Source organism: Caballeronia sp. dw_19, assembly GCF_018449515.1.
Lineage (GTDB): Bacteria > Pseudomonadota > Gammaproteobacteria > Burkholderiales > Burkholderiaceae > Caballeronia.
Genome location: NZ_JAAVUQ010000008.1, coordinates 61,568 through 87,320, shown reverse-complemented (window position 1 = coordinate 87,320; position 25,753 = coordinate 61,568). Strand labels below are relative to the sequence as shown.

General features: G+C 60.4%; 21 protein-coding genes and 1 pseudogene. 8 read left to right on the top strand and 14 right to left on the bottom strand.

Annotated elements, in window-relative coordinates:
* Positions 1–116: 116 nt before the first annotated feature.
* Positions 117–230 (bottom strand): annotated as a pseudogene (locus HB376_RS40980) (acyltransferase); the annotation flags it as partial.
* A 335-nt stretch (positions 231–565) separates the two neighbouring features.
* On the opposite strand from HB376_RS40980, the gene fliD reads away from it, so the two are divergent.
* The 6 genes from fliD (at position 566) to HB376_RS13760 (ending at position 6,844) form a co-directional block, all read left to right on the top strand.
* Complete coding sequence (gene fliD / locus HB376_RS13785) at positions 566–2,131, top strand: flagellar filament capping protein FliD (protein WP_213764221.1); 1,566 nt, start codon at positions 566–568, stop codon at positions 2,129–2,131.
* A gap of 307 nt (positions 2,132–2,438) precedes the next feature.
* Positions 2,439–3,299, top strand: coding sequence for a hypothetical protein (locus HB376_RS13780; protein WP_213764220.1), 861 nt, complete (start codon positions 2,439–2,441; stop codon positions 3,297–3,299).
* A 1-nt stretch (position 3,300) separates the two neighbouring features.
* Positions 3,301–3,594: a hypothetical protein gene (locus HB376_RS13775; protein WP_213764219.1), complete on the top strand. Its 294-nt coding sequence runs from the start codon at positions 3,301–3,303 to the stop codon at positions 3,592–3,594.
* Between the two features lie 89 nt (positions 3,595–3,683).
* Positions 3,684–4,577, top strand: coding sequence for a hypothetical protein (locus tag HB376_RS13770; protein ID WP_213764218.1), 894 nt, complete (start codon positions 3,684–3,686; stop codon positions 4,575–4,577).
* Between the two features lie 2 nt (positions 4,578–4,579).
* Positions 4,580–4,969 carry a hypothetical protein gene (locus HB376_RS13765; RefSeq protein WP_213764217.1) on the top strand — a complete coding sequence of 130 codons (390 nt, stop codon included), beginning with the start codon at positions 4,580–4,582 and terminating at the stop codon, positions 4,967–4,969.
* 345 nt (positions 4,970–5,314) lie between these two features.
* Positions 5,315–6,844 (top strand): serine hydrolase, encoded by a 1,530-nt coding sequence (locus HB376_RS13760; protein ID WP_213764216.1) that lies wholly within the window; start codon positions 5,315–5,317, stop codon positions 6,842–6,844.
* 37 nt (positions 6,845–6,881) lie between these two features.
* Here HB376_RS13760 and HB376_RS13755 read toward each other — a convergent pair whose 3' ends face one another.
* The 12 genes from HB376_RS13755 to HB376_RS13700 all read right to left on the bottom strand — a co-directional run bounded on the left by HB376_RS13755 (position 6,882) and on the right by HB376_RS13700 (position 22,332).
* The gene (locus tag HB376_RS13755; RefSeq protein ID WP_213764215.1) at positions 6,882–7,799 is read right to left on the bottom strand and encodes a LysR substrate-binding domain-containing protein; all 918 of its coding nucleotides are present in this window, start codon (positions 7,797–7,799) and stop codon (positions 6,882–6,884) included.
* A gap of 142 nt (positions 7,800–7,941) precedes the next feature.
* On the bottom strand, positions 7,942–9,012 hold the full coding sequence (locus tag HB376_RS13750; RefSeq protein ID WP_213764214.1) for an ornithine cyclodeaminase: 1,071 nt from the start codon (positions 9,010–9,012) through the stop codon (positions 7,942–7,944).
* Positions 9,013–9,093: 81 nt separating this feature from the next.
* Positions 9,094–10,209 (bottom strand): succinylglutamate desuccinylase/aspartoacylase family protein, encoded by a 1,116-nt coding sequence (locus HB376_RS13745; RefSeq protein ID WP_213764213.1) that lies wholly within the window; start codon positions 10,207–10,209, stop codon positions 9,094–9,096.
* Positions 10,210–10,351: 142 nt separating this feature from the next.
* Positions 10,352–11,269, bottom strand: coding sequence for a LysR substrate-binding domain-containing protein (locus HB376_RS13740; protein ID WP_213764212.1), 918 nt, complete (start codon positions 11,267–11,269; stop codon positions 10,352–10,354).
* Entirely contained in the window at positions 11,266–13,077 is a 1,812-nt protein-coding gene (locus HB376_RS13735) for an ABC transporter ATP-binding protein (protein ID WP_213764211.1), read from the bottom strand. The genes HB376_RS13740 and HB376_RS13735 overlap by 4 nt, the downstream gene beginning before the upstream one ends.
* Positions 13,077–13,910, bottom strand: coding sequence for an ABC transporter permease (locus tag HB376_RS13730; protein WP_165104702.1), 834 nt, complete (start codon positions 13,908–13,910; stop codon positions 13,077–13,079). The genes HB376_RS13735 and HB376_RS13730 overlap by 1 nt, the downstream gene beginning before the upstream one ends.
* 7 nt (positions 13,911–13,917) lie before the next feature.
* Complete coding sequence (locus HB376_RS13725) at positions 13,918–14,859, bottom strand: ABC transporter permease (RefSeq protein ID WP_213764210.1); 942 nt, start codon at positions 14,857–14,859, stop codon at positions 13,918–13,920.
* Positions 14,860–14,867: 8 nt separating this feature from the next.
* Entirely contained in the window at positions 14,868–16,499 is a 1,632-nt protein-coding gene (locus HB376_RS13720) for an ABC transporter substrate-binding protein (protein ID WP_276572811.1), read from the bottom strand.
* A 529-nt stretch (positions 16,500–17,028) separates the two neighbouring features.
* On the bottom strand, positions 17,029–17,763 hold the full coding sequence (locus HB376_RS13715) for an ABC transporter substrate-binding protein (RefSeq protein WP_213764209.1): 735 nt from the start codon (positions 17,761–17,763) through the stop codon (positions 17,029–17,031).
* A 37-nt stretch (positions 17,764–17,800) separates the two neighbouring features.
* Positions 17,801–18,694: a GntR family transcriptional regulator gene (locus HB376_RS13710; RefSeq protein ID WP_213764208.1), complete on the bottom strand. Its 894-nt coding sequence runs from the start codon at positions 18,692–18,694 to the stop codon at positions 17,801–17,803.
* A complete protein-coding gene (gene acnA, locus HB376_RS13705) occupies positions 18,684–21,329 on the bottom strand; it encodes an aconitate hydratase AcnA (RefSeq protein ID WP_213764207.1) in 2,646 nt (881 codons plus the stop codon). Before acnA ends, HB376_RS13710 begins: the two co-directional genes overlap by 11 nt.
* Before the next feature lie 85 nt (positions 21,330–21,414).
* Entirely contained in the window at positions 21,415–22,332 is a 918-nt protein-coding gene (locus HB376_RS13700) for a LysR substrate-binding domain-containing protein (RefSeq protein ID WP_213764206.1), read from the bottom strand.
* A 147-nt stretch (positions 22,333–22,479) separates the two neighbouring features.
* Between HB376_RS13700 and HB376_RS13695 the strand changes: the two genes are divergently transcribed.
* Complete coding sequence (locus HB376_RS13695) at positions 22,480–23,331, top strand: class II aldolase/adducin family protein (protein WP_213764205.1); 852 nt, start codon at positions 22,480–22,482, stop codon at positions 23,329–23,331.
* A 119-nt stretch (positions 23,332–23,450) separates the two neighbouring features.
* Positions 23,451–24,812, top strand: coding sequence for an MFS transporter (locus HB376_RS13690; protein ID WP_213764204.1), 1,362 nt, complete (start codon positions 23,451–23,453; stop codon positions 24,810–24,812).
* A gap of 10 nt (positions 24,813–24,822) precedes the next feature.
* On the opposite strand, the gene HB376_RS13685 is transcribed toward HB376_RS13690, so the two are convergent.
* On the bottom strand, positions 24,823–25,515 hold the full coding sequence (locus HB376_RS13685) for a GntR family transcriptional regulator (protein WP_213764203.1): 693 nt from the start codon (positions 25,513–25,515) through the stop codon (positions 24,823–24,825).
* Between the last annotated feature and the right edge of the window lie 238 nt (positions 25,516–25,753).

Genomic DNA, 25,753 nt, shown 5'->3' with positions numbered 1-25,753 from the left:
ACGCAGGCGCGCGCCGATTTTACTTCGCCGGCTTTGGCCGCACTCCCTCAGATGGCGCGCTCATCCGGCCCTGCTCGCTCACCGGACTGCGCTGAAAGGCGGATCGCGAGACCCTACTTGAGCCGCAAGAACGGTGCCTCGATCAAAAAGCGACTGAACGTTGCCGCCGTGAAAGCTTCGAGTATGCCGAGCAGGAACGCGTGGGTGATCGGCAGGTTCACGTTCGAAAAAGCGGCTGCCATAGGTACAAGCCGCGGCGGAAGGCGGATCCTTGTTACCGCCGCGGATCGCTTGTCGCGTCGGGCACTGACTGACTCGAGCCGCCTGGACATACGTGTGGAAATCTTTTTAAAGATTTGGAAAGAACTCGCCGGACGCGCGTGTTGCTCGCCGTTTCACCCGTGGCGGAAGTGCGCAACCATGACTGCGTGAATACACGATGTCCAGCCCGGGCAACACGCGGCTGCCATGTCGCATCGCGCTTCCTGATGCTTGCCTCCAGCGGGCAGTCCACGGGCGGTTCTCATGCAGGCTCAAAAACAAACCTGACGTACGGAGCATTTTAATGTCGACGATTTCCAGCGCTTCGAGCGTACCCACCTCGGCCAACGCCATCTCGACTGCCGCCGACACGACGGCTGCCGCCAACGCGGCCAGGGCATCGGCCGCGCAGTCCGTCATCAGCGGTTCGACGGGCAACGCGTCACTGGATGTGTCGTCGCTGGTCACGAGCCTCGTCAACGCGAAGGTGGCCGGCCAGACCGGCTCGCTGATCGCACGGCAACGAAACGACAACACCAAACTCTCGGCGATCGGTGCTTTGCAGGCCGGGTTGTCGGCGTTGCAGGCGGGCATTGCGCCGCTATCGAACGGTACTGCTCTTGGGCAATTCACCGTGACCGCGGATGGCACGGGGCTAACGGCGAGCGGCAGCAGCGGCGCGGCGACGGGCAGCTATTCCATCGCGGTGACGCAAATTGCCAGCGCGCAGACGCTCTCGTCGGCCGCGTTCGGCGCAACAACCGCACTGGGCACCGGCACGATGAACGTCTCGGTCGGAGACAAGTCGATGAGCGTCGACATCACGTCGGCGAACAACACCGTGAGCGGCATTGCGAGCGCGATCAACTTGTCGTCGAGCAATCCCGGCGTCACGGCAACTGTCGTGAGCGGCACGGACGGCGCGCACTTGATCTTGCGTTCGTCGGCCACGGGTGCATCGAACACGATTGACGTTTCAGTGGGCACTGTGACCGACGATGCCGGGCTGTCCAGTCTCGGCGTAACATCCACGGCCGGTCCCAGCGCCGCGGACCCGTCGACCATTGCGTCGGTGTCGGCCGCCAGTCCGTGGACGCAGACCGAATCCGCCAAAGATGCCATGTTCGCCATCGACGGCACGGCTGGCACGAGTTCAGGCAACACGGTAACCACCGCGATCCAGGGTGTCACGCTGAACCTGACTGCGGCGGCCATTGGCGTGCCTGCCGGCACGCCGCAGACGCTGACCGTGGCACAGGACACCACGTCGGCATCGACCGCTATCAACAACTTCGTCGACCTCTATAACACCCTGGTCACGACCTATGGCCAGGTTGCCGGTTTCGACAGTTCGAAAGCCAAGGGCGCGCAAGGCGGCCCGTTGCTCGGCAACTCGATGTTCAACACGATCAAGAGCACGCTCGCAAGTATTATCAGCGGTGGCGTCAAGAACGGCAGCTCCAGCATCTCGCTCGGCGCGATCGGCATTGCTCTGAACAAGGACGGGACGCTTACCGCCGACAGTACGAAGATGGCCAGCGAACTGACGAGCAATCCGGAGGGAATGGCGGCCCTGTTCAATTCGACGACCGGCGTGGCCGCGAAGATGACAAAGAGCCTTAATGGATTCCTGGGAGAGGGCGGGCTGATTGCGAATAACCAGGACCCGCTCAACGCGGACCTCAAGGGCATCGGCACGCAGCAGGACACCTTGGCGAGCTACGCGGCCCAGTTGACTCAGCAGTACCAGGCGCAGTTCACCGCGCTCAACACGGTCATGGCGACGATGAACAAGAATTCGCAGTACCTGACGCAACTGTTCGGTGGCACCGACAGTGCTGGCACGCTGGCGAAAGGCAAGGGCGGTTAATTGGGGAGGGGCGACGATATCAGGCGATGTTAGCGGCGGTTCCCACGCCGCCAGGTGCTCCTCGTAAGTGTCCGCCGTATCAAAGGGCGCGACGCCCTCTGCGAGCATCGATACGGTTCCACCGCGGGGGGCCATCGGCTTGCCTTCTCGGTCCGTCTTCTGGCGCGTCGATGCCATCCGCGCGTTGCTGCAAAACCCTTGATGCAAAGTCCCATGTAAGTTACCTGCCCGCGCCCGTCCTTTTATTGAGATGGACGCGCGGGAAAGTGCGTTAGCGTCAACCCGTCGCAACAACAAAATAACTGAGATGACGGACGATTATTTCCACTATCGGGGCACGCGGTACAAGCTGGAATCAGCGTGTTTTTACAGACACAACGCAGAAGTCCTTGCCGAATCAAAGGCCGCTCAAGAGATGTTCGATGGGGTGAACTCTTTTCGTCTGGCTGAGAATGAACAGTTCATCAAACACGCGAAGCGTTATCTAAGAACTTCGAACAGAACGCAGAGCGCATCGTCAACCGTGTTTGAAGTGAGCATCGGGATACGACGGGGCGATATTCTGGTGGTAGAAAATCCCGTTGGAGGCCGCGCGGGGTCGTATTCAGGAGGGTCAGTGCCACCAGCCGAGCCGGTGTATCGACCGCGTGCGATGACGCCAAGGCAGGCGTTCGGGTCAGGCGCGCTTGCTCGTTCGGGCTTGGCGGCGCAATCGGGGGGATACGGCGGGGAGCTTGGCGGCGTGGCGTCAGGTGCGGCACCTTACGCACAAAGCGGCGTTAGCGCGGTTTCGAGCGGTGGCGGGCGCTTAGATGCGCTCGTAGGCGGTATTCAAGCGCTCGCGACGCTGGCGAGCATGGGCGTGATACGGCCCAGCGAGACAGGAAGCGGAATTGACATAGGGGAGGTAACAGGCATCGGCGGCGGGTCAACCCCGCTAGGCGATGCCGCGCCGTTTGAGTTCGTCAAGAGCGCAACGGGCGATGATGTATTGTCTATGGCGGCGCGCGGCTTTGGCGAGTCAGTCGAGGCGGATTGCTTCTACCAGTACGAAAGGGATATGGACATATGTAATGCGCTCGCAGGCATGATGGGCAGCGGAATGCGCGGCCTGGCACTGTGCAAGCAAAATGCTTTTCAAGACTATCAAACGTGCAGGGGATTTTAGTATGACCACATTGGCAGCAACCTCGCTCGTCGTGTCCTATTCGCCGGATGACGAAGCGATCAAAATTCAGAATATGGAGAGCGCCCCGATCGAGGCGCTGGATATAAAAAAGCTTACGTTCCCGATTTTTCTGGATGAATTTAACCATCGTCTCGATGACGAATTCGCACGACGGCTAGGCGCTAGTCTTATCGCCGCGCTGGTTGTATCGCATCCCGAACTAAAACAGTATGTTTTCGTCACACCAGCGCCCGATGGCGGCATAGCAGGATCGGCTAATCCGTCGCCTGATTAGCGTTGCCGTTTGCCGGCTGTCTTTTTGGGATGGCGGCAGCGTAAAGTGCGTTAGCGTAGCCCCGTTGCAACCAAAGGAGACGCAACCGCATGACAACGGAACTAACCTGCTATAACGGCCATCGGTACGTGCTACGCAAGGGGCGAAGCTTCACCGACGACGTCGAAAAAATCAAAGCGGGCCGTGCTATGTTGATGTACGCCGATATGTACGTTTGGGAATCGAACGCGTTGCTTGTGGCGCGCGTCGAATCGTTCTTGCAGGGAGGCTTCTCGTGGTATTCGAAATCGCCGAAAGGCGGACGGGAAACCCTTCAAACGTTGCTCTCTTACGTGCGTGATGGCGCGGTGATTGTCTTGGAGGAAGAGGGCGCGACCACCAGCGTTTTCGAGAACGGCGGCTTTACGCTTGACTCGCCAGCGCGAGAGACGAGGCGAGACACGCCGTCGCGCGACTACGAGGCGTGGTCAGCGCAATATCACGCCGAGCGGCGAGCGGAAACTCTGGCAATAGAGAAGCGCGAACGCGCAGCGATTTTGAGCGAGTCCGGTTATCCAAAGCATATCGAAACGATAGCCGAGGCTGGTGCGCGAAACATAGCCGCCCGCGCTGCGTCGGCCTTGCTTGCGTCAGTTGCGTCCTTCACATCTTCAGCGGATCAAGCGTTCGACCTTGGCGAAGTAACAGACGCTAGCATCGGGTCAACGCCGTTAGGCGACGCCTCGCCGTTTGAGCTTGGCGCTATGCCCAGCTTTGGCGATAGTTTCGACATTGCGAAAACGCCGAACGAAGGCGAGCCGGGAACGTGGTACACGAACCCCGGAAGCGGACAAATGCGCTTGTATGGTGATACGGGCGCGCCTGTAGTTGATCTAGACTTCGATCACATACACCTGGGAATGCAACCCCACGCCCACAATTGGACGGAAGACGGTCGAGCGAAAGGGCTTGACGTTGTACCTTTCAGCCCTTGGAGCCGCTAAAAATGCTTGATAACTTTGATAGATTTCACTCGTTCCACGATTGGATTTTCGCGGGAATTTGCGCAGATAAGCGAAGCGGCACGGTTCATCTTGATTTGCTCTCAGACGATTTTAGGGAGCACAAAACGATCATTTTCATGGATGCAACGCGATGCCTTGTCACGGACTACGGAATGGAAAATATCGTCTACTCGATAGATTTGCTATCCGATTTTACTTCGCCAAAGTTCATAGCCGCCCGTCAGATTCTGGATCGATCTACGCCATTTGGCCGGGGCTTGCCACCGAAAAAAATCGCGGTGCTAACGGCAAGCTTTGGCGGGGAGGCCTGGGTCGAATACGACGGATATAGGGTCTTGTCTAAAAATAACGTTGGCCCTTCGCCTGAATAGCGTCGTCCTTCGCGCGTCGGCATTTTCCCGGTTGGTCGATACCTCAAACGCCGTTCCCACAACCCGGCATTGACCTAGAACCGCTACCCGTGGAACTTGGCAACCTGCCGTCAACCCCGGTTCGCTAACCCCCAACCACCGGCCCAGAACCATCCACCGGCGCGAGCGAAATCAACCGATCGGTGATCAGGATTTCTGTGAGTGATCGGTCGAAACGGGCTTCCTTGAGAGTGCTGTTGCACATAGCATCGCGTGATGCGTGCAGTCTCACCCCGGCGATGCTGCAACTACAAACCGAGCCGACGCTCAAAGCCAGCCCCATTTTTCAAACACCAGGAGAGGACGATGCCGGACAATTTCGTGGAGTGCGGCGCAGCGTCTGAAGCGAACCTCATCGCGGCTCAGCAAGCCGATGGCCTGACGCGCGCCGACCCTTCCGTGGCCGGCGTGGATGCCGATGCCATCGTCGCCTTCCTGAACGACGTCGAAGCAGCCGGCCTCGACCTGCACGCCTTCATGCTTCACCGCAACGGCCACGTGGTTGCCGAGGGCTGGCGCTGGCCGTATCGGCCTGACCGGCCGCGAAACCTGCACTCCGTCGTCAAGAGTTTCACCGCCTGTGCGATCGGGCTGGCGCTTGACCAGGGGCTTTTCAAGCTCGACGACAAGGTGGTCTCGTTTTTCCCCGAGGTCATCGCGGAACCGGTCCAGCACTGGCTGACGGAGATGACCATAGAAGACCTCCTGACGATGCGCGTAGGTCACGCGGGCGAAACATCCGGGGCAGAGTGGCGATCGCTGACTACAAGCTGGATCGCGGAGTTCTTCAAGATCCCGATCGTGCAAGAACCGGGAACGGCGTTCCTGTACACGAGCGCTGCCAGCTACATGTTGTCGGCCATACTGAGTCGCGTGACGGGCGTGACGCTGCATGAGTATCTCAAGCCGCGAATCTTCGAGCCGATGGGCATTGAAGGGGAATCCTGGGATATCGGCCCGGACGGCGTCAATCCGGGTGGCAACGGCCTCATCGCGCGAACCGCGGATCTGTTGAAACTCGGCGTGCTGCATGCGCAAAACGGTGTATGGGAGGGCCGGCGGCTGCTTCCCGAAAGCTGGGTCGCTGCCGCAACCAAGGCGCACGGCGAGCCCGTGAAATACGGCTATCACTGGTGGACCCGGCCCGATGGCACATATAGCGCAATTGGCAAGTTCGTCCAGATGACGACGGTGTTCCCGTTGCACGGCGCAACGCTTGCCGTTACCGGCGCAATCAAGGGCAGCGCGAAGTTATTCGCGCATATCGACCGGTATTTTCCGGCGGCCTTTTGTGATCAGATTCGCGATCACATCGAAGACGGCGCCTCTGCCGATGCGCGGCTCAAAGCGAGACTTGCCGACTGGCAAAGTCCGGACGCCCCGGCAACGTGGAAAGAGCCTTTTCAACGGGCCGGTGCTGTCACGGATGGAGTACGCGCACCCGGACAGACGGACCGCTTCCTGATGCAGCCCAACCACCAGGGCGTGAGCGAATTGCAATTCGAATTCACCGGCGAGACATGCGTATTTCGTCTTATCGACGCGCAAGGCGAACATGTCATTGCCGCCGGGTTAGGCCGGTGGCTCGAGGGCCGCACCGACATGCCCGGCAGCGATCTTCACCACGGTTACCAGTTCCATAACAGTCCGGTCGTCGCCGGTGCATGCTGGCTGGATAACACGCGCCTTCAAATGACCTGGATCTTCCCCGAGACCGCTTTTCGCGATACGGTGATCTGCGAATTCTCGGGCAAGACAATCACCTTCAAGCGCGAAGTGAACATCAACGGTGGTGCGTTGCGGCATGAGGATTTGACCGGCTCACTTGCGAGTTAGGCCGATACCAACAAGGAAAGTAAGCCCATGGCACGCGTCACGAACCGGCGCCATGCAGCAGGCGTGAATAGGACACCAGCATGCTGGCGAGCTCCTGCGCGACCATGGTCAGCGGCGAAGACCGCCGGCTGATAAGACAGACATCGCGTGGATCGAACACTTCACGAATCGGGATGTTGACGATCGAATTCGAGAACAGCTTCAACTCGACCAGCACGCGCGGCTCGATGGTCAGGTAGTCGGATTCGCAAACAATATGCAGCGTCTCCAGCAGCGATTCCGCGGTAACAACGATCCTGGGCTCCCCCAGTCCCTCTGCTCGAAAGAGGCTGGTCAGGCGGTTCTCCGCCCCACCGACAATTCCCGCCGGCCGGATGCTGACCCAGTCGCAATCCTTCAGATCGCGAACGGAGGTGGCATGCGCCTGGGGGTGACCCTTGCGTGCGATCACGCCCGGCACCGACCGGTAGAGGCGTTCTATGTCGAGATCGACATCGCTGACTTGCGGCGCGAGCGGACACAGCGCGAAGTCGAGCCGGCCGTCGCGGATCTTCTCTATCAGCATCTTCGAATAGCCGCTGGACACATGCACGCGTACGCGCGGAAAGCGGGCAATAAAACGCTTGAGTACCGGCAGCAGGGATTCTGCCAGCGGCTCGGACGTGACACCGAGCGCGATCTGTCCTTCGGGTTCTCCCGACGACTGCTGCATGTCCTGCATCGCGCGTTCGCAATCACGAATGATCGCGTTCGCGCGAATGAGGAAGGTCTCGCCCAGGCTGGTCACGCTGATACCCTGATGCGAACGGTTTAGCAGCGTCACGCCAAGCTCTGCTTCAAGGCTCTGGATAGCTTGCGTGAGGGTGCTTTGTCCGATGTCGAGCGCTCTTGCGGCAGCACGGAAGCTGCCTTGCTCCACGACCGCGCAAAACACCCGGAGCTGGATCAACGTCATGAAAAACCCTCTGAAATAAGTGCAGCGCTCGCCCGGTCCTATGCCATGCAGGCCGGAGCGATGCGTTCGGCTTGTGCCAAGCATAGCCTTCCAGAAAGCCAACGTGTACCGCTGAATTCCGATGCACCGATGCCCCGATACCTCAGGCAGCCTGAAAGAGACCGTGTACGCGTTCGTCGCTTTGAGAAGCAGAGCTGGACGATGCCACGAGCGAGTAGAGGTCCTTGCAGTTCGACGGCTGCGCGATCAGGTCGATCCGCGTGCCAATTCCCTCGGTACGCACGAGATCGTTCAGGTAACGCAGCGCCGAAAAGTCTTCCAGCGCGAACCCGACTGAATCGAATACGGTCACCTGTGCATCTGATTCGCGGCCTTGCACTTGCCCGGCGAGCACGCGCCAGAACTCGATCACGGGCGAGTCGGCGGGCAGCTGCTGGATGTCGCCTTCTATGCGTGTCTGCGGTTCGAACTCCACCATCACGCGCGCGCCGTTCAGCACGTCTGCATGCAACTCGGTCTTGCCGGGACAATCACCGCCCACGGCGTTGATATGCATCCCCGCTTCAATCATGTCGGGTGTGAGAATGGTCGCGTTGGTTTTATCGGCGGTCACGGTGGTGACAATATCGGCGCCTTGTACGGCCTCGCGTATCGATGCTGCGCGCGTGAGCGTCAGCCCCTTGATGCCGGAGAGGTTGCGAATGAGTTTCTCGGTAGCGGCAGGGTCCGTGTCGAACACATGAATATGCTCGATGCCCAGCATATTCTTGAACGCCAGCGCCTGGAACTCGCTTTGCGCGCCATTGCCGATCAATGCCATCGACTTCGATCCCGGCCGCGCAAGGACACTTGCGGCGAGCGCGGAGGTGGCCGCCGTGCGCAGCGCCGTCATGATGGTGAACTCGCTGAGGAGCAGGGGGAAACCGGTGGCAACGTCGGCGAGTACGCCGAACGCCATCACGGTCAGCATGTTGGCGCGGGTATTGTTGGGATGCCCGTTCACGTACTTGAAGCCGTAGAGCGCGTGATCGGCAACGGGCATCAGTTCAATGACACCCTCGGGCGAATGCGCTGCAGTGCGAGGTGACTTGTCGAACTCGGGCCAGCGCAGGTAGTCGGCGCGGATGTAGTCGGCGAGGGTGTGGATGAAGGTTTCCGGGCCGATGGTGCGAAGCAGTTGCCTGATGTCGTTGACGTCGATATATCGAGTCATGGTGCGTTCCTGAACGATGAAATGAATTTGAGGGGCTACATGGGTGTGTTGAAGTGCGTTGCGTTTTACCGGGTTCGGAAGTCAGGCGCCGAGCAGCTTGCCGGTGCGTTGAGGCGTGGCACCCGTGACGCGGCCAAGCGGATCGCCGTGCTTCACGAAACGCACGTCGCGGCGCATGTAGAACACGCCGCGGGTTTTGCTGTGGACGGTGGTGGTCTCGCCGGTGTTTGCGTCGATCACGTCGAAGAGCGGCTGGCCCACCTCGATTACGTCGCCAAGCTGAGCGCGATGCACGAGGATGCCGCTTACGGGCGCGAGAAACTGTTCGCTGCCGGCAAGAGGGGTTGCTGGGCCGGCAAGCTCGGGCAAGGGCGGCGCAATGCCGTCTATGAAGCCCTGATGCGTGAGGTAGTCGATGATCGCCTGCGCGTCCTGCCGCGCCATCTCATACGAGACATCACGCTGCCCGCGATGCTCGAGCGTGACGGATACCGTGCCGGTCGGAATCGGATAGCAGGCACCGAATTGCTGCTTCAGTTGCCACCATGTCAGGCTCTGCGCTTCATCGAAGGAGTTGGCGCCGGAGTCGTACGCCAGCAGCGAAGCCACCGCACCGAGATACCGCGCAAGCGGTTCGGCCTCGTTCCAGATCGCCTGGCCGGTGTAGATATGCATGGCGGCTTCGCGCGAGCAATGCAGGTCCAGCACCACGTCCGCATCGTGTGCCAACAGCATGAGCTGGCGTTGCAAGCCGTCGAACAATGTGGCCGGTTGCTGCGCGGTCAGCGCTGCTTTCCAGGCTTGACGAATGATGACGAGATTTTCGTTCACATCTTGCGTGAGCCTGCCTTCGAGCGTCGCCGCAATCTTGCCGGCGAGCATCGGGAAGTCGCGGTTGTAGTTGCGGCCGCTCGCGAACTCGAAACGGCCGACGGGCGCGCCGAACAACCACTGGCTCAGTCCAAGCGGATTGGCGTTGCAGACCAGCACGATTTCGCCCCGAAGCTTGCCGTCGTCTTCTAGGCGGCGCAACTGTTCGAGCAGCGTGAGTGCAACCATCACGCCCGGCGTTTCATCGGCATGCAGGCCGGCCTGGATGTATACCTTCTTATTACCAATCGTCCCGAACTGCTGACTTGTCAGATGGTACGCGGCGCCAGCAGTCGCGTGGGGCAAGGCATGGGAAGTGCTGTTCATGGGAAGAAAAAGGGCTCGTAGTGGCGGCAAGGTCATCTTACGGGGAGTTCACGCGGCGCAGAAGGCGGTCTGACCGATCGGGATCAGGCTGGCAGATCGCCCGCCGCACGAACCAGATTGCGGGTTTGTTTCGCCATCGCGATCAGGCGCTCGTCCCCCGCAGAAGGCGCGAGTAAGACAAGAGCATGCTCACAAGCTCATGCGCAACCGTGGTCAATGGCGATGCGCGGCGGCTGATGAGGCAGACGTCACGCGGATCGAACGCTTCGCGAATCGGGATGGTGACGAGCGACGGTGAAAACAGCTTGAACTCCGAGAGTACCGCTGGCTCGATGGTCAGGCAGTCGGTTTCGGAAACAATGTGCAGCGTTTCCAGCAACGACTCCGCCGTGAAGACGATTCGTGGAACCCCGAGCGCTTCCGCCTTGAAGAGACTGATCAGACGGTTTTCCGCACCACCGGCAATACCCGCAGGCCGGATACTGACCCAGTCGCATTCCACCAGCTCACGCACCGTGGTGACATGCGCTTGCGGATGACCCTTGCGCGCAATCACGCCCGCGTCCGACCGGTACATGCGCTCGATGCTGAGATCGACATCGCTTACATGGGGTGCAAGCGGACACAGCGCGAAGTCGAGCGCGCCATCGCGGATTTTTTCGATCAGCATCTTCGCGTAGCCGCTGGACACATGCACCCGCACGCGCGGAAACCGTTCGATGAAACGCTTGAGTACCGGCAGCAGGAATTCCGCAAGCGGCTCGGAGGTCACGCCGAGTGCGATGTGTCCCTGCGGTTCTTCCGTCAAAGGCCTCATGTCCTGCGTGGCACGCTCGCAGTCGCGGATGATCGCATTGGCACGGACCAGGAAGTTTTCACCCAGAGCGGTCAGGCTGATGCCTTGATGCGACCGGTTCAGCAGAATGACGCCCAGCTCCGCTTCGAGGCTTTGGATCGCCTGCGTTAGTGTGCTTTGCGCAATGTCGAGCGCTCTTGCTGCCGCACGAAAACTGCCTTGTTCGACGACCGAACAAAATGCCCGAAGCTGGATCAGCGTCATGACGAATGCACTGCTTCAAGCGCGATGCGGTGATCCACAAAAGTTGGTGTGGACCTGAGCGCAGGCGCTGCGACGTCGACCAGCACAGGCATGTCGCGTCCCGCGAGCTCGGCGTTGAAATACTTGCGGGACGGATCGATGTCGTCAGGCACGGTTCGCGTGATGACCTTGAAGCCATCATCGCGATTGCCTCGCAGCTCGGGCACGGCTTGCAGGAGTCTGCGGGTGTAGGGGTGCACCGGGTTATCGAAGACGGCATCGCGCGTTCCCTCTTCAACAATATGGCCCCGGAACATCACCAGCACGCGGTCGGCAATCTGCTCGACCACGCCGAGATCATGCGATATCAGCAGACACGCAAACCGGTAGCGCTGCTGCAGGGAAACGAGCATGTCGAGGATCTGCTTCTGCACGGTGACATCGAGCGCGGACACCGGCTCGTCCGCGATGATCACGGCAGGTCTGCTCGCCAACGCGCGTGCAATCGCCACACGCTGGCGCTGGCCGCCGGAGAGCTGATGGACGAGGCGATTGGCGAACTCGCCCAGGCCCACGTCATCCAGCGCGTCCGCGACCCGCTGGGCGCGTTGCGCGCGGCTCAGGGTCTTGTCGAGGCGTAGCGCCTCGCTAATGAGCGCGTCGACCCGCATGCGTGGATCGAGCGAGGAGTAGGGATCCTGGAACACCATCTGGACCGAGCGGCGCGCGGCCTGCATGGCCTCATGCCCCGCGTCGAGAAACTGCCGGCCGTTGAGCAGAATCTGCCCTTGCGCGGTGGGCGCAAGCCCGAGGATCGCCTTGGCGATACTGGTTTTCCCGCTGCCCGATTCACCGACGATCGCCACGGTCTCACCCGCCTGCACGCTGAACGATGTCGGATGCACGGCCCGCGCGAGAATCTTCCTGAACCACAAGCCCGGCACCCGGTAATCGATCGCCACGTCCTTCACTTCGATGACCGGCGGAGCGGACGAGCTTGGTGGGCTCAACGCGTCCTCGGTATCGGCTCGCCTTGGCAGCGCTTCGAGCAGCTTCAGCGTGTATTCATGCGAGGGGCGTGCCAGTACCGTCGCCACCGCGCCGGTTTCCATGACGGCCCCGCGTTGCATCACGAGCACTTGTTCCGTATAAGCCGTTACCAACGCAAGATTGTGGCTGATGAAGATCAGCGCGGTGCCTTCCTCGCGCGTGAGTTCGATCATCAGGTCGAGCACTTCTTTCTGCACCACGCAATCGAGGGCTGTCGTCGGCTCGTCCGCGATGAGAAGCTTGGGGCGCAGCAACATGACCGCGGCGAGCAGGATGCGTTGCCGCATGCCGCCGGAAAACTCGTGGGGATATCGTTTCATGCAGCCGACCGGATCTCGCACGCGAACCCGTTCGAGCATGGCGATAGCCTGCAAACGGGCCGCGTCGCGCGCGATGGAACGCCGCCGCATGAGCGCCTCCGTCAACTGGTCGCCAATGCGGATGGCCGGATTGAGCGAGACCATGGGTTCCTGAAACACCATGCCAATGCCCGTGCCGCGCGTAGCCAGCCATTGCGCCGGCGTATTGCCGAGGACGTCACGATCCTCGAAGCTGATGGTCCCCGAGACGATCTCCGCACGTTCGGGCAGCAAGCCGAGCAACGCGCGGCCGACCATGGTCTTGCCGCTGCCGGACTCGCCCACAAGTGCAAGCGACTCGCCTGCGTTCAACGTGAAGCTCACGTCGTGCGTGACCTGTTTGATCGCGCCTGTCTTGTCGGGGAAACCGATGGTCAGGTTGCTCACCGTCAGCAGTGGGTGTTCAACAGGAGCCGTCATCACATTCCCCCCTTCATGCGCGGGTCGAGCAGATCGCGCACGCCATCGCCGAACAGATTGATGCCGAACAAGGCAAGCGAGATAGCCGCGCCCGGAAATAGCACGACCCAGATCGCCTGATCGATAGCCGTGCGCCCGTCGGCAAGCATGCCGCCCCAGGTCGGCTCGGGCGCGGGCACGCCGAGTCCGAGAAAACTGAGCGCGCTTTCGGCAAGCAGCGCCGAGCCGAACAGTGAAGTGGAAAACACCAGCAACGGCGCCACGCAATGCGGCAGGACATGGCGAAGAAGGGTCCATGCGCCGCTATTGCCCATGGTTCGCGACGCGACCACGAAGTCGCGCTGGCGCAAAGACAGCGCCGCGCCGCGCGCAATGCGGCTGACTGACGGCGTATAAGCCAGGCCGAGCGCGACCACCACGCCCCATTTCGACGGCCCGACGACCGTCATGATGCCCAGTGCGAGCAGTAAGCCAGGGAACGCCATCAGTGCATCGATCAACATGGCCGCCAGCCGGTCGAACCATCCGCCCGCGTAACCGCAGACGGCGCCTATCGATGTTCCGGCGAGCAGCGCGAACAGCACGGAGCAGACGCTGACAGTAGTGCTGACGCCAGCGCCCGACATGATCCGGGACAGGATGTCACGGCCGAATTCGTCGGTGCCGAACCAGTGATGCAGCGACGGCGGCGCGTAACGCGCATGAATATTCACGTCGAGGGGACCGTAGGGCGTATAGACGAGATTGACCACCGCGATGAGCAGCAGAAGGCCGACAAGTACGGCTCCGATCACGAGGTTGGCGCGCCGGGCGCGCTTGGGAGAGGAGGGCATGGGCGAGTCAGAGCTTGAGGCGTGGATCGAAGATCGGGTACAGCAGGTCGACCACAAGATTGGTCAGCACATACAGCAGCGCGATCACAAGCAGGCATCCCTGCACGACGGGATAATCGCGCGAATAAATGCTTTCCACGAGCAGGCGGCCCATGCCCGGCAGCGTGAATACCGTCTCGATCACGGCGCCTCCCGCGAGCAGGTGGCCGAGCACAAGACCGATCACGGTGAGGGTGGGACCGAACGCGTTAGGTAGCGTATGGCGCAACAGCACGCGCCGTTCCGACAAACCTTTGGCGCGTGCGTGAGCGATATATTCCAGCCGCAGGACCTCGATGCTGCTTGCCCGCATCATGCGTGTCACGACCGCGATTTCTCCCAGCGTGACCGCTATGACCGGCAGCACGAGGTATTTGAACGATCCCCAGCCTGCTTGCGAAAACGATTGGTAGCCGAAGGTAGGCAGCAGGTGCAGCTTCACGCCGAACAACCAGATGAGCATGATGCCGGCCCAGAAACTCGGTATGGATACCAGCATGATGCTGCCCATGACCACCGCGAGATCGCCACGGCGGTTTTGCATCCAGGCAGCGAACAAGCCGGCGGGAATCGCGATCAGACACGCGAGGAAAGTAGCCGCAAGCACGATCTCGGCGGTCACCGGAAAGGTTTCGCGGATCAGTTCCAGCACAGGCTGATGCCGAACGATCGACATACCGAAGTCGCCCGAGAGCAGATGCGAAACCCAGATCGCGAATTGCGCGGGGATGGACTGATCGAGACCAAACGAATGGCGCATTTGCTGCAGCAGCACAGGGTCGTTGAGGTCGCCGAGCATGAGCGAAGCCGGGTCGCCGGGAATGGCGCGAATCATGCCGAATACGAGCAGGGTCACGATGAAGACTGTCGGGACCGCCATCGATAGTCGCTTGATGATGTAGCTGAGCATCGGCTTGCCTAGTTCTTCGTCACGTTGGAAAAACGCTTCAGGCGCAGGGGCCAGGTCGTGACCCCCTGCAGCCGGTCGCTCACAAGTGTCAGATCGGGAGAGTCGTACAGCACGATCATGGGCACGTCGTCCATCATCATCTGGTGCAACTGTTCGAAGATCCGCTTTCGGGCGGCGGGGTCGGTCACGCCGTCGATACTGCGCAGCAGCGCGCGCGCCTTGGGGTTCTCCCATTGCACCATGGGATTCCTGGACTTGTCGCCAAGTACATCGCCATACATCAGCGCAGGCTCGATGCGCGTCGAGTAACCAAAGGACATCAACTGGAAATGCCCCGAGCGGAAGTCGTTCACCTGGGTGCCCCATTCGACTACCAGCAACTTCACGTTGATCCCCGCCTGCGAGAGCAGTGATTGCATATACACCGCGGCCGAGTACATGTGCGGATAACGGCGATTGGTTTCGAGCGTCAGCGTCTGGCCCGCATAACCGGCTGCCGCGAGCAGACGCTTGACCTCGGGCAGGTCCTGTTTATATCCTACTGCGTCGCCGGAGGTATAGAACGCTTCGGCATCCGGGGTCAGCGATGAGTTGTAGCGCGCCAGGCCGCCGCTGACCGCGTTCACCACGCCCGGCAGATCGACAGCAAGCGCGATTGCGCGCCGGATGCGGACATCGGCAAGCAAGGGGTCGTGTGTTTGCATCAGCAACGCAGCGGGATCGGCTCCCGGTCCTACGATCACATGCCAGTGAGGATCGGCGGGCGGCAGGTTGTTCTCCGATATGTTCATCTCGTCGATCTGTCCGGACATGAGCGCGGAGACTTGCGCCGCCTCGTCCGGAATGGCCACGAAGCGCACGTTCGCCCGCGCATGACTCGCGCCTGCCAGTCCGCTTGGCAACTCAGTGCGTGACTGGTATTGCGCGAACGGTTTCAGCAGGACGTACTGCCCTTGTTTCCACTCGCTGAATACGAACGGACCGGTTCCCACCGGCTTCAGCCACGCGCCGTTCTTGTCGAGGCTTGCAGGACTCAGGATGGCGAGCGGGCAGCGCGGTTCCGTCATGTGAGTGAGAAAGAGTGCGGACGGCCGGTCCAGTTCGAACACCACGGTATGCGGATCGGGTGTGGTCACGGCCAGCACCTTCGGACCCCGGTGTCCGTCATAGTTGCCGCGGCAGACGTAGCCGGACTGCGGCTTCATGAAGTACTCGTAGCTCCATTTGACATCGGCGGAGGTGAACGGCGTGCCGTTGTGGAACAGCACGCCGTGACGCAAGTGAAACGTGTATTGTTTTCCGTCCGGCGAAATGTCCCAACTGTCAGCAAGCACGGGCGCCACCGACAAGTCGCCCTTGAGCGCCACCAGCGACTCAACCACGTTAGCGAGGATCTCGTCCGTAAATGTATTGCGTAACACGTTGCCCGGCATGGACGTCGTGGTGTCGGTGTTGATGGCAAAACGGATTTCAGGAAACGTCGGGGCAGCGGCGCTTGGCTGTGCCCATCCGCTGGCGGGCAGGGCCGCCAGGACTGCCAGCGCCCCCGTCATTGCTGCGCGCTTCATGGACGAAGCCCAACGATTTCCCACGCGGCGCGCTACAAGCTGGCGAGGGGTGGGAGACGCGGGAATTGCCATCAAAAAGTCCTTCGGGAAGGGGATTGCACAACGCTACAACCATGCGATGAATGGATAGGAAGCGATCGTAGAAGCTCATATTCGCGTTGGGAAGAGCAGTCCTGCCGATCGGCGGCCGATATTCGGATCGCCCGGGAAAACAGCACTAGACACGCGTTTATTGATGTGTCTTGACGTTGGGCGAGAGTGATCGTGCAGCAAGGGAAAACAGGGTATCGGGCATGCAGATCATGATCGTCAGAAGTGTTCTTTCTTTCGAAATTTTTTCGACATAGGATTGCGGCATTGTTGCCCCTATCAGATGCCGTGCTCAGCCGGGAAGGGGATTGAATAATAAGTTAGGAAGCCAGATTAAATAATTGACCAATTTTTTAATCGTCAACTGCAACCATGATATTCCGTGAAAGGAAAACTTATCGCGTTGGGCGCGTTCGGCTGTGGCTTTGTTGAGAGGTGCATGCGCGTGATTGAATCGCCATATCTTCGCGTGCTTGGCCGCGTTGATGCGTGGACAGCCACACGCACATGATCAGGACGCGGGTGCCACCGATGCACCGTTGATCTTGTGCCGCTGCAACGAGTCCGCAACGAAGCCCGAGACTTTCATCTCTTCCACGAAACGCCGGAGATAGTCAGCCGCGGCATTACCACGGCTCTTCGGCAACCCCATTGCTTGCTGGATCACCATGAAGCGTTGATCGAGCAATCGAAGGCCCGGCGTTCTGGCGGCATCGCTTTCGAGTTGTTGTTTTACGCCTGCTGCGACCTCCAGCTCCTGTTCGAGAAACGTCTGTACCACGGTGGGCGACGAAGGCGCACGAACGATCTGTGCGTGCTTCAGTTCCCGCGATAGAAACAGATCATAAGCGCTGCCTTTACCGACCGCGACGCGCGTATTGGCGCTATCGACCTCGCTGTTGTGCTGTATTGCAGAGTCGCTGCGGACCATATAAAAACCTTCGATCAGCACATACGGCGCAGTGAACGCAATGCTTGCTCCTCGCGCCGGATCGATTGCAAAGAACCCGATATCCGCGCGTTCGTCGCTGACTGCTTCAACCGATTTTCCGGCGGTATCGAAGACCACGAGATCCACGGACAGACCCAGCCGCTTGCCGAGTTCCCTCGCCAGGTCGATAGAAACACCGGCCGGCTCGCCGGTGACGGCATCCTTGTTGGCGAGAATCGGATTGCCCAGGTTGATGGACGCGCGCAGCGTGCCGGTGGGAGCGAAAGCGGACAGCACGGATGAGTCGGTTGTCATGGAGTCTTGAGCAATGGAAGGTTGGCGTAAACCGAACCTAGGGTTTGAGAATGTCGCCGATGCGCGAAAGTGCGTCGAGCGTGTGTTGAAGATGTTCGCGCAGCGCCTCGGAGGCTTCTTCGTTACGTTCCTTCTCAAGCAGCGCCAGGATATGCAGATGCTGCTTGCAATGTTTCTTGTACCGCCCGCGGTGCTGCATCGATCTATATGAAAGCAGTCGGCGTACGCGGTTCACGCGCTTGATCGTGTCGATAAAAAACGCGTTGCCGGACGCCTCGACCAGCGATTCGTGAAAGCGGACGCCGCGATCGTGCAACTGATCCGCTGTGTCCGTCTCGATACCGCCGTCGAGCAGATGCCGTTCCGCCGCGCGGCAGCGCTCAAGCACTTTGGGCTCCAGCCGGTAACCGGGCTCAAGAAGCGCCGCCGGTTCGAGCGCCAGACGCAAGCGGTACGATTTCATCAAGCTGTCGGGCGTCGTCAGCATGGTCGAGAATTGCCATCCATATCCCGGTTTGCGCTCGGCCCAGCCTTCCTGCGCGATGCGTCCCAGAACGGCCGTGAGCTGCGTCGCCGTGAGGCCGTAACGGGTCTTCAGCATTTGCTCCGACACCTCGTCGGGCAACGCACTTTTCAGGCGGTCATCGGCTATGCGGAAATACGCGTTCGTGACCGCGTCCGGGTCACTCAAACCGGTCGCGCCGGCGGTTTCCGTCACCCATTCAATCGCAAGGTCTGCCACGAAAAATCCGCGATTGCGCTCGCGGCTCAGCACGCCCTTTTCATGCAGCAGCGAGAGGGCTTCGTTGACCGGCGAGCGGGACAGCCGAAGAAGGTCCGCTATCTTCTGCGCGGGCAGATGACTGCCCATTTCCATCTCTTCTGTCCTGATCCACTCGACGATTTGGGCGGCTATCGATCTATCGTTCATGCTTCTCTTTTTCGCTTTGAGCCGCCAGGGTCTTCTGCAAGATAAGCGGAATGACGCCGCCACAGCGCAGTAATGTGACTTCCAGTTGCGTTTCGACTGCAGCCGTGACGGCGAATGATTCGACGCTTGCATCCGCCCTCACGATCTTTACATCGACCCTGCAACGCGGCGCGAGGGTATCGGGCGGCGCGTTCACTTCCACCTTGTCACCGGGCTGGATGTTCAGCGTGGCGGGGTTGATACCTGCTGGCCATCGAAGCGGCAAGATGCCCATGCCGATCAGGTTCGACCGGTGAATCCGTTCAAAGCTTGCCGCCAGCACGGCGCGAATTCCAAGCAGGCGCTGGCCTTTTGCCGCCCAGTCGCGGGAAGAACCCGTGCCGTATCGTTCGCCTGCGATGAGCACGACAGCATCGCCTTGCGCTCGATACCGCGCGGCGACTTCGTGAATCGGCTTGATGTCGCCGCTCGGAACGTGCAGCGTATGGGCGACCGGCGCGCCGGGTTGCAGGAGGTTGACCAGCGACTTGTTATAGAACGCCGCGCGGATCATGACTTCCCAGTTGCCGCGACGCGATGCAAAGACGTTCAGGTCGTCGCGGTCATCGCCACGGGCAACGAGGAAGTCCGCAACGAAGCTGTCCTTCGGGATGGCGCTGGCGGGCGAGATATGGTCGGTCGTAATGTCGTCGCCGAGGACGAGCAATGGGTAGGCGCTGTACGTTCCCAACTGCGTGCCTTCGGTCACGGCTGCGAACGGCGGACGCCTTAGCGCGTTCGATCGCGGGTCCCACGGGAACTGCGCGGTGGTAGGAGCATCAATGCCATGCCACGCGGGATTCGCGCTGGCGATCGCGAACGCGCGCGGATAATCGGCCGGTTCCGCCGCCTGTTCAAGCAGCGTCGCGACCTCTTCTCGCGTAGGCCATAGATCGCTCAGGAAGACTGGTGTGCCGTCCGGTGTGGTCTGCAGAGGGTCGCGGCTGAGATCAGCTTGCGCGTCGCCCGACAGCGCAAATGCAACGACCAGCGGCGGCGACATGACGAAGCCGAGATCCAGGTCGGGATGAATGCGGCCAGGGAAATTCCGGTTCCCGGACAACATGGCGACCGGATAAATTGCCTTGGCTGCCAGCGCGGCTTTCACGGGTTCGGTGAGCTGGCCCGAGTTGCCGATGCACGTGGTGCAGCCATAACCTACGATATCGAAACCCAGTGCCGACAGATCGTCAATCAGCCCGGCGCGCTCCAGATACAACGCCGCTGCGGGCGAGCCGGGCCCAAGCGAAGCCTTGATCCACCCCGGCACTGTCAGGCCCAGCTTGCGCGCTTTGCGGGCCAGGAGCCCGGCAGCGATGAGCAAGGCCGGGTCCGACGTGTTCGTGCAACTTGTGATGGCAGCGATTGCGACAGGGTGCTTCGGCATGCCGGGCACATTGGCCTCAGGCACGAACGCTAACGTTTCGAGTGCCGCCGATGTGGCAGAGAAATCGAGCAGATCCTGGGGGCGCCGCGGACCGGCGACATGCATGCCGATCGCGTTCAGGTCGATCTCGATGGTGCGCGTGAAAACCGGCTGCGCAGAAGGATCGAACCACAGACCTGCCCGCTTGGCGAACACTTCGACGAGCGCAATCGCAGCGGCGTTGCGGTTGGTCGCGCGCAAGTAATCCAGCGTGGTGTTGTCGACGGGGAAAAAGCCCGTGGAAGCGCCATATTCTGGCGCCATGTTCGCCACGACAGCGCGTTCACCAGCAGTCAGCGTGGCGACGCCCGGACCGAAAAACTCGACGAATTCGCCGGCAACACCAATCTCTCGCAGCCGTTGCGTCACCGTCAGCGCCAGGTCGGTAGCAAGCGCCCCAGGCTTGAGCGCACCCGTCAGGCGCACACCCACCACGTCCGGAATGCGCTGCATGACCGGCATGCCGAACATCACGGTCTGCGCTTCGAGGCCGCCCACGCCCCAACCAAGCACGCCAATGCCGTTAATCATGGGCGTGTGGCTGTCCGTACCGATCAGCGTGTCTGGGACAGCCCAAGACTCACCGTCGCGTTCCTGGACCGATACGACGGTCGCCAGTTGCTCCAGGTTGATGGTGTGCATGATCCCGGTGCCGGGTGGATGGATGCGTACTCCGCTCAATGCCCGCGATGCCCAGCGCAGGAAGCGGTAGCGCTCCGCGTTGCGGCGAAGTTCCTGTTGCAGATTCATTGGCGCGGCGTCAGGCCGGGCGAAATACTCGACTGCCAGGGAGTGATCGACCGAGGCGTCGACCGGAAGAACGGGGTTGAGCGCGCCCGGGTCTGCCCCGGCTTCGGCCAGCGCGTCGCGCATGGCGGCGATATCGACCAGCGCCGGCGTACTGGTCGTGTCGTGCATCAGCACGCGATCAGGCTGGAAAGCGATCTCAACCTCGCTCGTGCCACTTTCCAGCCAGTTAACGATGCCCTCGACCGCAAGCCGACGCTCATCGCCACTCATATTTCGAATCACGTTCTCGAGCAGCAGGCGCAGCACGACGGGTAGGCGGTAGAGCGTTTCCCCGAATATGCCCGGCAGGTCGACAAAACGAAGAGACGCGTTACCGGTCGTCAACCGCGCATCAGAGATAAAACTGCGGGTGTTTTCCATGCGCCCTATTTTGCATTTTTATATTTAGAAATGCAATATCAGGAATGAGGCCGTGGAATGAAACCACATTCGTGGCGAGAGCCGCTTACAACGCGGTATCGGCTTGCCACTGTGCAGTCATTCCCGCTATGTCGGCGAGCCAGAGCCTGAACAACTTGACCTTGTCGAGGTTGCGTTCGTTCGTTCGGTACGACAGGAAATGCGTCTCGCGCAGGAAGGGTTTGAAGTGTCCTTCGCCGAACTCGATCAGTTCCCCGCGCGCGAATTCCCGTTCGGCGAGACGCGTGGTTTCCAGCGCGATACCCATGCCGTCGACCGCGGCCGATATGGCCAGTGCTCCGCGATCAAACGAAGGGCGAGGCTTGTTCGGGAACGCCAGTCCGTTCAGCGTGAACCAGTCTCGCCAGGTCACTCTGCTGAGTTGCGAATCGATCAGCGTGAAGTCGACAATCTGTTGCTCGAGAGAAACCCCTTCGCGCAACATGGCGGGTGAGCACATTGGCACGATCCGCTCCGCGCCTAGCGGGTACACGTGCAGACCGGGACGCTCGACCGCCATGCCGTAAGAGATGGCGATATCGACTTCATGCACGCGCGTAAGGTCGATCGGCTCCGCGCCCGATGACAGCCGGATCGTGATGTCGGGATGTGCCTGCATGAATTTAGGCAGGCGCGGACCGAGCCATTTCACCGCAAGACTCGGTGCGCAATGAACGGCCAATACCTGTGCCTGCGGCGATAAAGCGACTTCGCTGCACGCGGCCTCGATTACATCGAATACGCGCCCGAGGCTGTCGAAAAGCCTTCTGCCTTCGGCCGTGGTTTCAACGCGCCGGTTGCGTCGATGAAATAAAGGCAAGCCGAAATACGTCTCCAGTTCCTTGACCTGATGACTGATCGCGGACTGCGACAGATGCAATTCCTCCGCTGCCAGCGTGAAGCTTTCGAGTCGTGCAGCCGCTTCGAAAGCGCGCAGCAGCACGAAATTCGGTATCCGTCGCATGCGCGTGCCGTCTCCGTTGGAATGTTTTTCGTCAATGCATGAATCCTGTTCATCTTTCTATGAACAGTCATCGTTTGTCAATGAGGGTCACGCGGACGACCATTAAGCCCTGAAAACAATCCCACTTGTTCTACAGGAGATAAACAAATGGCAGCTGTCATGGAAGCGCGTCCCGACGCGCCGGAAAAGCTGGTGAAGGAGGGCAAGGTATCGATCTATCAGCCGGAGCAGGAAGAGCTGATCTTCCCGGAGTTGCCCACGTTCGCGAACGCGGCGGCGCAACGGCAGCACTTGAAGGAACGCCTGGTCGGAGCATGCAGGGCGTTCGCGCAACAGGGCTTCGATTACGGCTTTGCCGGTCACCTGACCGTGCGCGATCCCGAAGACCCCGGCTTGTATTGGACGAATCCGATGGCCATTCACTTCTCGCAAGTGAAAGTGTCGAACCTGATTTGCGCGGATCACGAAGGGCGTGTGGTCGAAGGCAATCATGCGATCAATCGGGCGGGTTTCGTGTTGCACGCAGCCGTTCACGAAATGCATCAGGACATTGTGGCGATGTGCCATGCGCACACGGTATATGGCACCGCGTTCGCGGCGCTCGGCAAAAAGCTCGAGCCGATTACGCAGGATGCCGCTGCATTTTTCGAAGACCACGTGGTGATCGGCGACGAAGCCGGTCAGGTCGCGGTCGAAGTGAAGGCGGGTCACAAAGTCGCGAACGCATTCAAGGGCGTGAAAGCGGCCATTCACCAGAATCACGGGTTGCTGACGGCGAGCCGTCACAGCATAGAGTCCGCCGCGTTCTGGTTTATTGCGCTGGAACGGTGCTGCCAGCAGCAATTGTTGATCGATGCAACCGGCGTTGCGCCGAGGCTCGTCACGCCGGAACGCGCCCGCTATAGCCGCGAGCATGTGGGTAGCGAATACATCGGCTGGCTGCATTTCCAGACGATCTGGAATGACCTCATCGCCAAGCAGCCCGACATGTTCGACTGATTGATCGCGCCATGCTTTAAACGTAGTTCATGCAGCCCGTATCGCTTTAGGCAGGGACGACACAGCCACCGTCAAGAGAGGGCTGGCGTCCCGTTTTATCCGTCCCCAGGAGACAAGACATGAATCCAGCTAGTCCGGCCGCATTCAGCAAACGCGACGAAGCGTCCACGTTTTCCAGGATTACGTGGCGACTATTACCGTTCCTGTTCCTATGTTATTTGTGCGCTTATCTGGACCGCATCAACGTGGCGTTTGCCAAGCTGCAAATGCTCAAGGACCTCAATTTCAGCGATGCCGTCTATGGCGCAGGCGCGGGCGTGTTCTTCGTCGGCTACCTGTTGTTCGAAGTGCCCAGCAACTTGCTGTTGTTGAAAGTGGGCGCCCGGCGCTGGATCGCGCGGATCATGATCACGTGGGGCATCATCTCTGCCGGCATGATGTTCGTCACCACGCCAACGAGTTTCTACATCGTGCGCTTCCTGCTCGGCGTGGCGGAAGCGGGTTTCATTCCAGCAATCCTGTTCTATCTCACGTACTGGTTCCCCTCGTCACGACGCAGCAAGGTGACGGCGTTGTTCATGACCGGTATCCCCATGTCGGGAGTAGTCGGCGGTCCGCTGTCCGGCTGGATCATGAACCACATGGGCGGCGCGCATGGGCTTGCCGGATGGCAATGGCTGTTCGTGCTCGAAGGCATTCCGACGGCGATTCTCGGGCTGATCGCGCTGGTCTATCTCGACGACAAAGTCAGCGATGCCAAGTGGCTCTCCGTACCACAGCGAGCCTTCCTTGAAAGCGCATTGATTGAGGAACGTTCGGCGCACGTGCTGCATTCCGTGAAGGATGGTCTGCTGCATCCGAAGGTCTTGCTGCTCAGCCTGATCTATTTCTTCTTCACGATGGGCCTCTACGGCGTGAGCTTCTGGCTACCTACGCTGATCAAGGCGAGTGGCGTGGCCGATCCGCTGGACATCGGCCTGCTGAGTGCCATTCCCTATGCCGCGGCGGCCGTCACCATGCTGCTCGTCAGCCACAGTTCGGATGCTCGCGGCGAGCGCCGCTGGCACCTTGCGTTGCCGGGTATTGTGGGAGCGTTGGGGCTGTATTTCAGCGTCTCTTATGCGCATTCCACGCCGATTGCAATGATTGCACTGACCGTCGGCACGATGGGTGTGATGACCACGATCTCGCAGTTCTGGGTCCTGCCGCCAGCCATTCTGGGCGGTGCGGCCGCAGCGGCCGGGCTGGCTGTTGCCAACTCGGTAGGCAGCATCTCGGGTGTGGTCAGCCCCTATGTGATCGGGTTGATCCAGACCGCGACGGGATCAACAGGAAACGGCGTGTTGGGGCTCGCGGTGAGCTTGATCATTGGCAGCGCGCTCGTGTTCACAGTGCCCGCCAAACTCGTGAACAGCCGCAAGCGCGAAGCGTTGAAGAACATGGAACACGTGATCGAAAGTGGCGCGCAGACACGGGCTTAAAACGGGTTGTTCAACGCAAGTGCGCCGCGTCCTCGAGTTCTTCGCCCAACACTTCACCCAGCCGTCGTACCAGGTTCTCACGAGCGCGGCTGGTGTGGAGGTCGGTGAGTTCCGAGGCACGGTGTGCGTCGCCTGCGGCGATGGCCTCGGCAATCGCCGCGTGTTCATCCCAGATGGATTTGCGTTGAGCCGACGATTGCAGCACGGCGCCCATCACACGTCGCAGATGAACCCAATGAAGATGCGCGGTTTCCGCAATCAACGGATTGCCCGATGCGAGGTAGATGGCGGAATGAAAAGCCCAGTCTGTGTCGATCATGGCTTTCACGTCGTCGCCCTTCGACGCGCGGCGGCCTTGCGTGATCAACGCTTTATCGAGTCTCGCGCCGCGTTGCGCCGCAAGACCCGCGGCGAGGGAATCGAGCGCGCCGCGGATTTCATAGAGATGGGCGATCCAGGTGGGATCGAGCGGGGTGACAAGAAGTCCGCGCCCCGGCGCGTCCTGCACGAGCCCGTCTTTCTTGAGCAGGCGCAGCGCCTGCAAGACGGGCGACCGGGACACGGCAAGCTGCTCGGCAATTTCTTCCTGCGTGATGCGGGTTCCCGGTGCGAGCGATCCTTCGCTGATGGCGTCGAGCAGCACTTTATAGACTTCATCGACATAGTCGGTACGTGCCTGAAGCTTCAGAAGTTTGGCGACCATGATGGCTCTCGATAAGTTTGGATACTGAGTTCAACAGGTTACAGGCTGGTGCCGGACAGCGTCAAACGGATTGACTGGATAGCGGAAACCAAGGGCACCAAGCGTTTACCTGTAGAGACAGGCCGGCATTGCGAATTGTATCTTTGTATACAGAGTTCGGAGTTCAGAATTTAAAGCATGAAGAGAACGAAGACAAGCGAGACGGACCACAACCCGGCTCGGCACGATGGATAAACCC

Excerpts from the sequence above, each read along its gene's own strand:
- HB376_RS13740 (WP_213764212.1), bottom strand. The coding sequence starts at position 11,269 with ATGACGCTGATCCAGCTTCGGGCATTTTGTTCGGTCGTCGAACAAGGC.
- HB376_RS13745 (WP_213764213.1), bottom strand. The coding sequence starts at position 10,209 with ATGAACAGCACTTCCCATGCCTTGCCCCACGCGACTGCTGGCGCCGCG.
- HB376_RS13725 (WP_213764210.1), bottom strand. The coding sequence starts at position 14,859 with ATGCTCAGCTACATCATCAAGCGACTATCGATGGCGGTCCCGACAGTC.
- acnA (WP_213764207.1), bottom strand. The coding sequence starts at position 21,329 with ATGGAAAACACCCGCAGTTTTATCTCTGATGCGCGGTTGACGACCGGT.
- HB376_RS13710 (WP_213764208.1), bottom strand. The coding sequence starts at position 18,694 with ATGAACGATAGATCGATAGCCGCCCAAATCGTCGAGTGGATCAGGACA.
- HB376_RS13685 (WP_213764203.1), bottom strand. The coding sequence starts at position 25,515 with ATGGTCGCCAAACTTCTGAAGCTTCAGGCACGTACCGACTATGTCGAT.
- HB376_RS13755 (WP_213764215.1), bottom strand. The coding sequence starts at position 7,799 with ATGACGTTGATCCAGCTCCGGGTGTTTTGCGCGGTCGTGGAGCAAGGC.
- HB376_RS13770 (WP_213764218.1), top strand. The coding sequence starts at position 3,684 with ATGACAACGGAACTAACCTGCTATAACGGCCATCGGTACGTGCTACGC.
- HB376_RS13700 (WP_213764206.1), bottom strand. The coding sequence starts at position 22,332 with ATGCGACGGATACCGAATTTCGTGCTGCTGCGCGCTTTCGAAGCGGCT.
- fliD (WP_213764221.1), top strand. The coding sequence starts at position 566 with ATGTCGACGATTTCCAGCGCTTCGAGCGTACCCACCTCGGCCAACGCC.
- HB376_RS13695 (WP_213764205.1), top strand. The coding sequence starts at position 22,480 with ATGGCAGCTGTCATGGAAGCGCGTCCCGACGCGCCGGAAAAGCTGGTG.
- HB376_RS13765 (WP_213764217.1), top strand. The coding sequence starts at position 4,580 with ATGCTTGATAACTTTGATAGATTTCACTCGTTCCACGATTGGATTTTC.
- HB376_RS13780 (WP_213764220.1), top strand. The coding sequence starts at position 2,439 with ATGACGGACGATTATTTCCACTATCGGGGCACGCGGTACAAGCTGGAA.
- HB376_RS13730 (WP_165104702.1), bottom strand. The coding sequence starts at position 13,910 with ATGCCCTCCTCTCCCAAGCGCGCCCGGCGCGCCAACCTCGTGATCGGA.
- HB376_RS13750 (WP_213764214.1), bottom strand. The coding sequence starts at position 9,012 with ATGACTCGATATATCGACGTCAACGACATCAGGCAACTGCTTCGCACC.
- HB376_RS13715 (WP_213764209.1), bottom strand. The coding sequence starts at position 17,763 with ATGACAACCGACTCATCCGTGCTGTCCGCTTTCGCTCCCACCGGCACG.
- HB376_RS13760 (WP_213764216.1), top strand. The coding sequence starts at position 5,315 with ATGCCGGACAATTTCGTGGAGTGCGGCGCAGCGTCTGAAGCGAACCTC.
- HB376_RS13720 (WP_276572811.1), bottom strand. The coding sequence starts at position 16,499 with ATGGCAATTCCCGCGTCTCCCACCCCTCGCCAGCTTGTAGCGCGCCGC.
- HB376_RS13775 (WP_213764219.1), top strand. The coding sequence starts at position 3,301 with ATGACCACATTGGCAGCAACCTCGCTCGTCGTGTCCTATTCGCCGGAT.
- HB376_RS13735 (WP_213764211.1), bottom strand. The coding sequence starts at position 13,077 with ATGACGGCTCCTGTTGAACACCCACTGCTGACGGTGAGCAACCTGACC.
- HB376_RS13690 (WP_213764204.1), top strand. The coding sequence starts at position 23,451 with ATGAATCCAGCTAGTCCGGCCGCATTCAGCAAACGCGACGAAGCGTCC.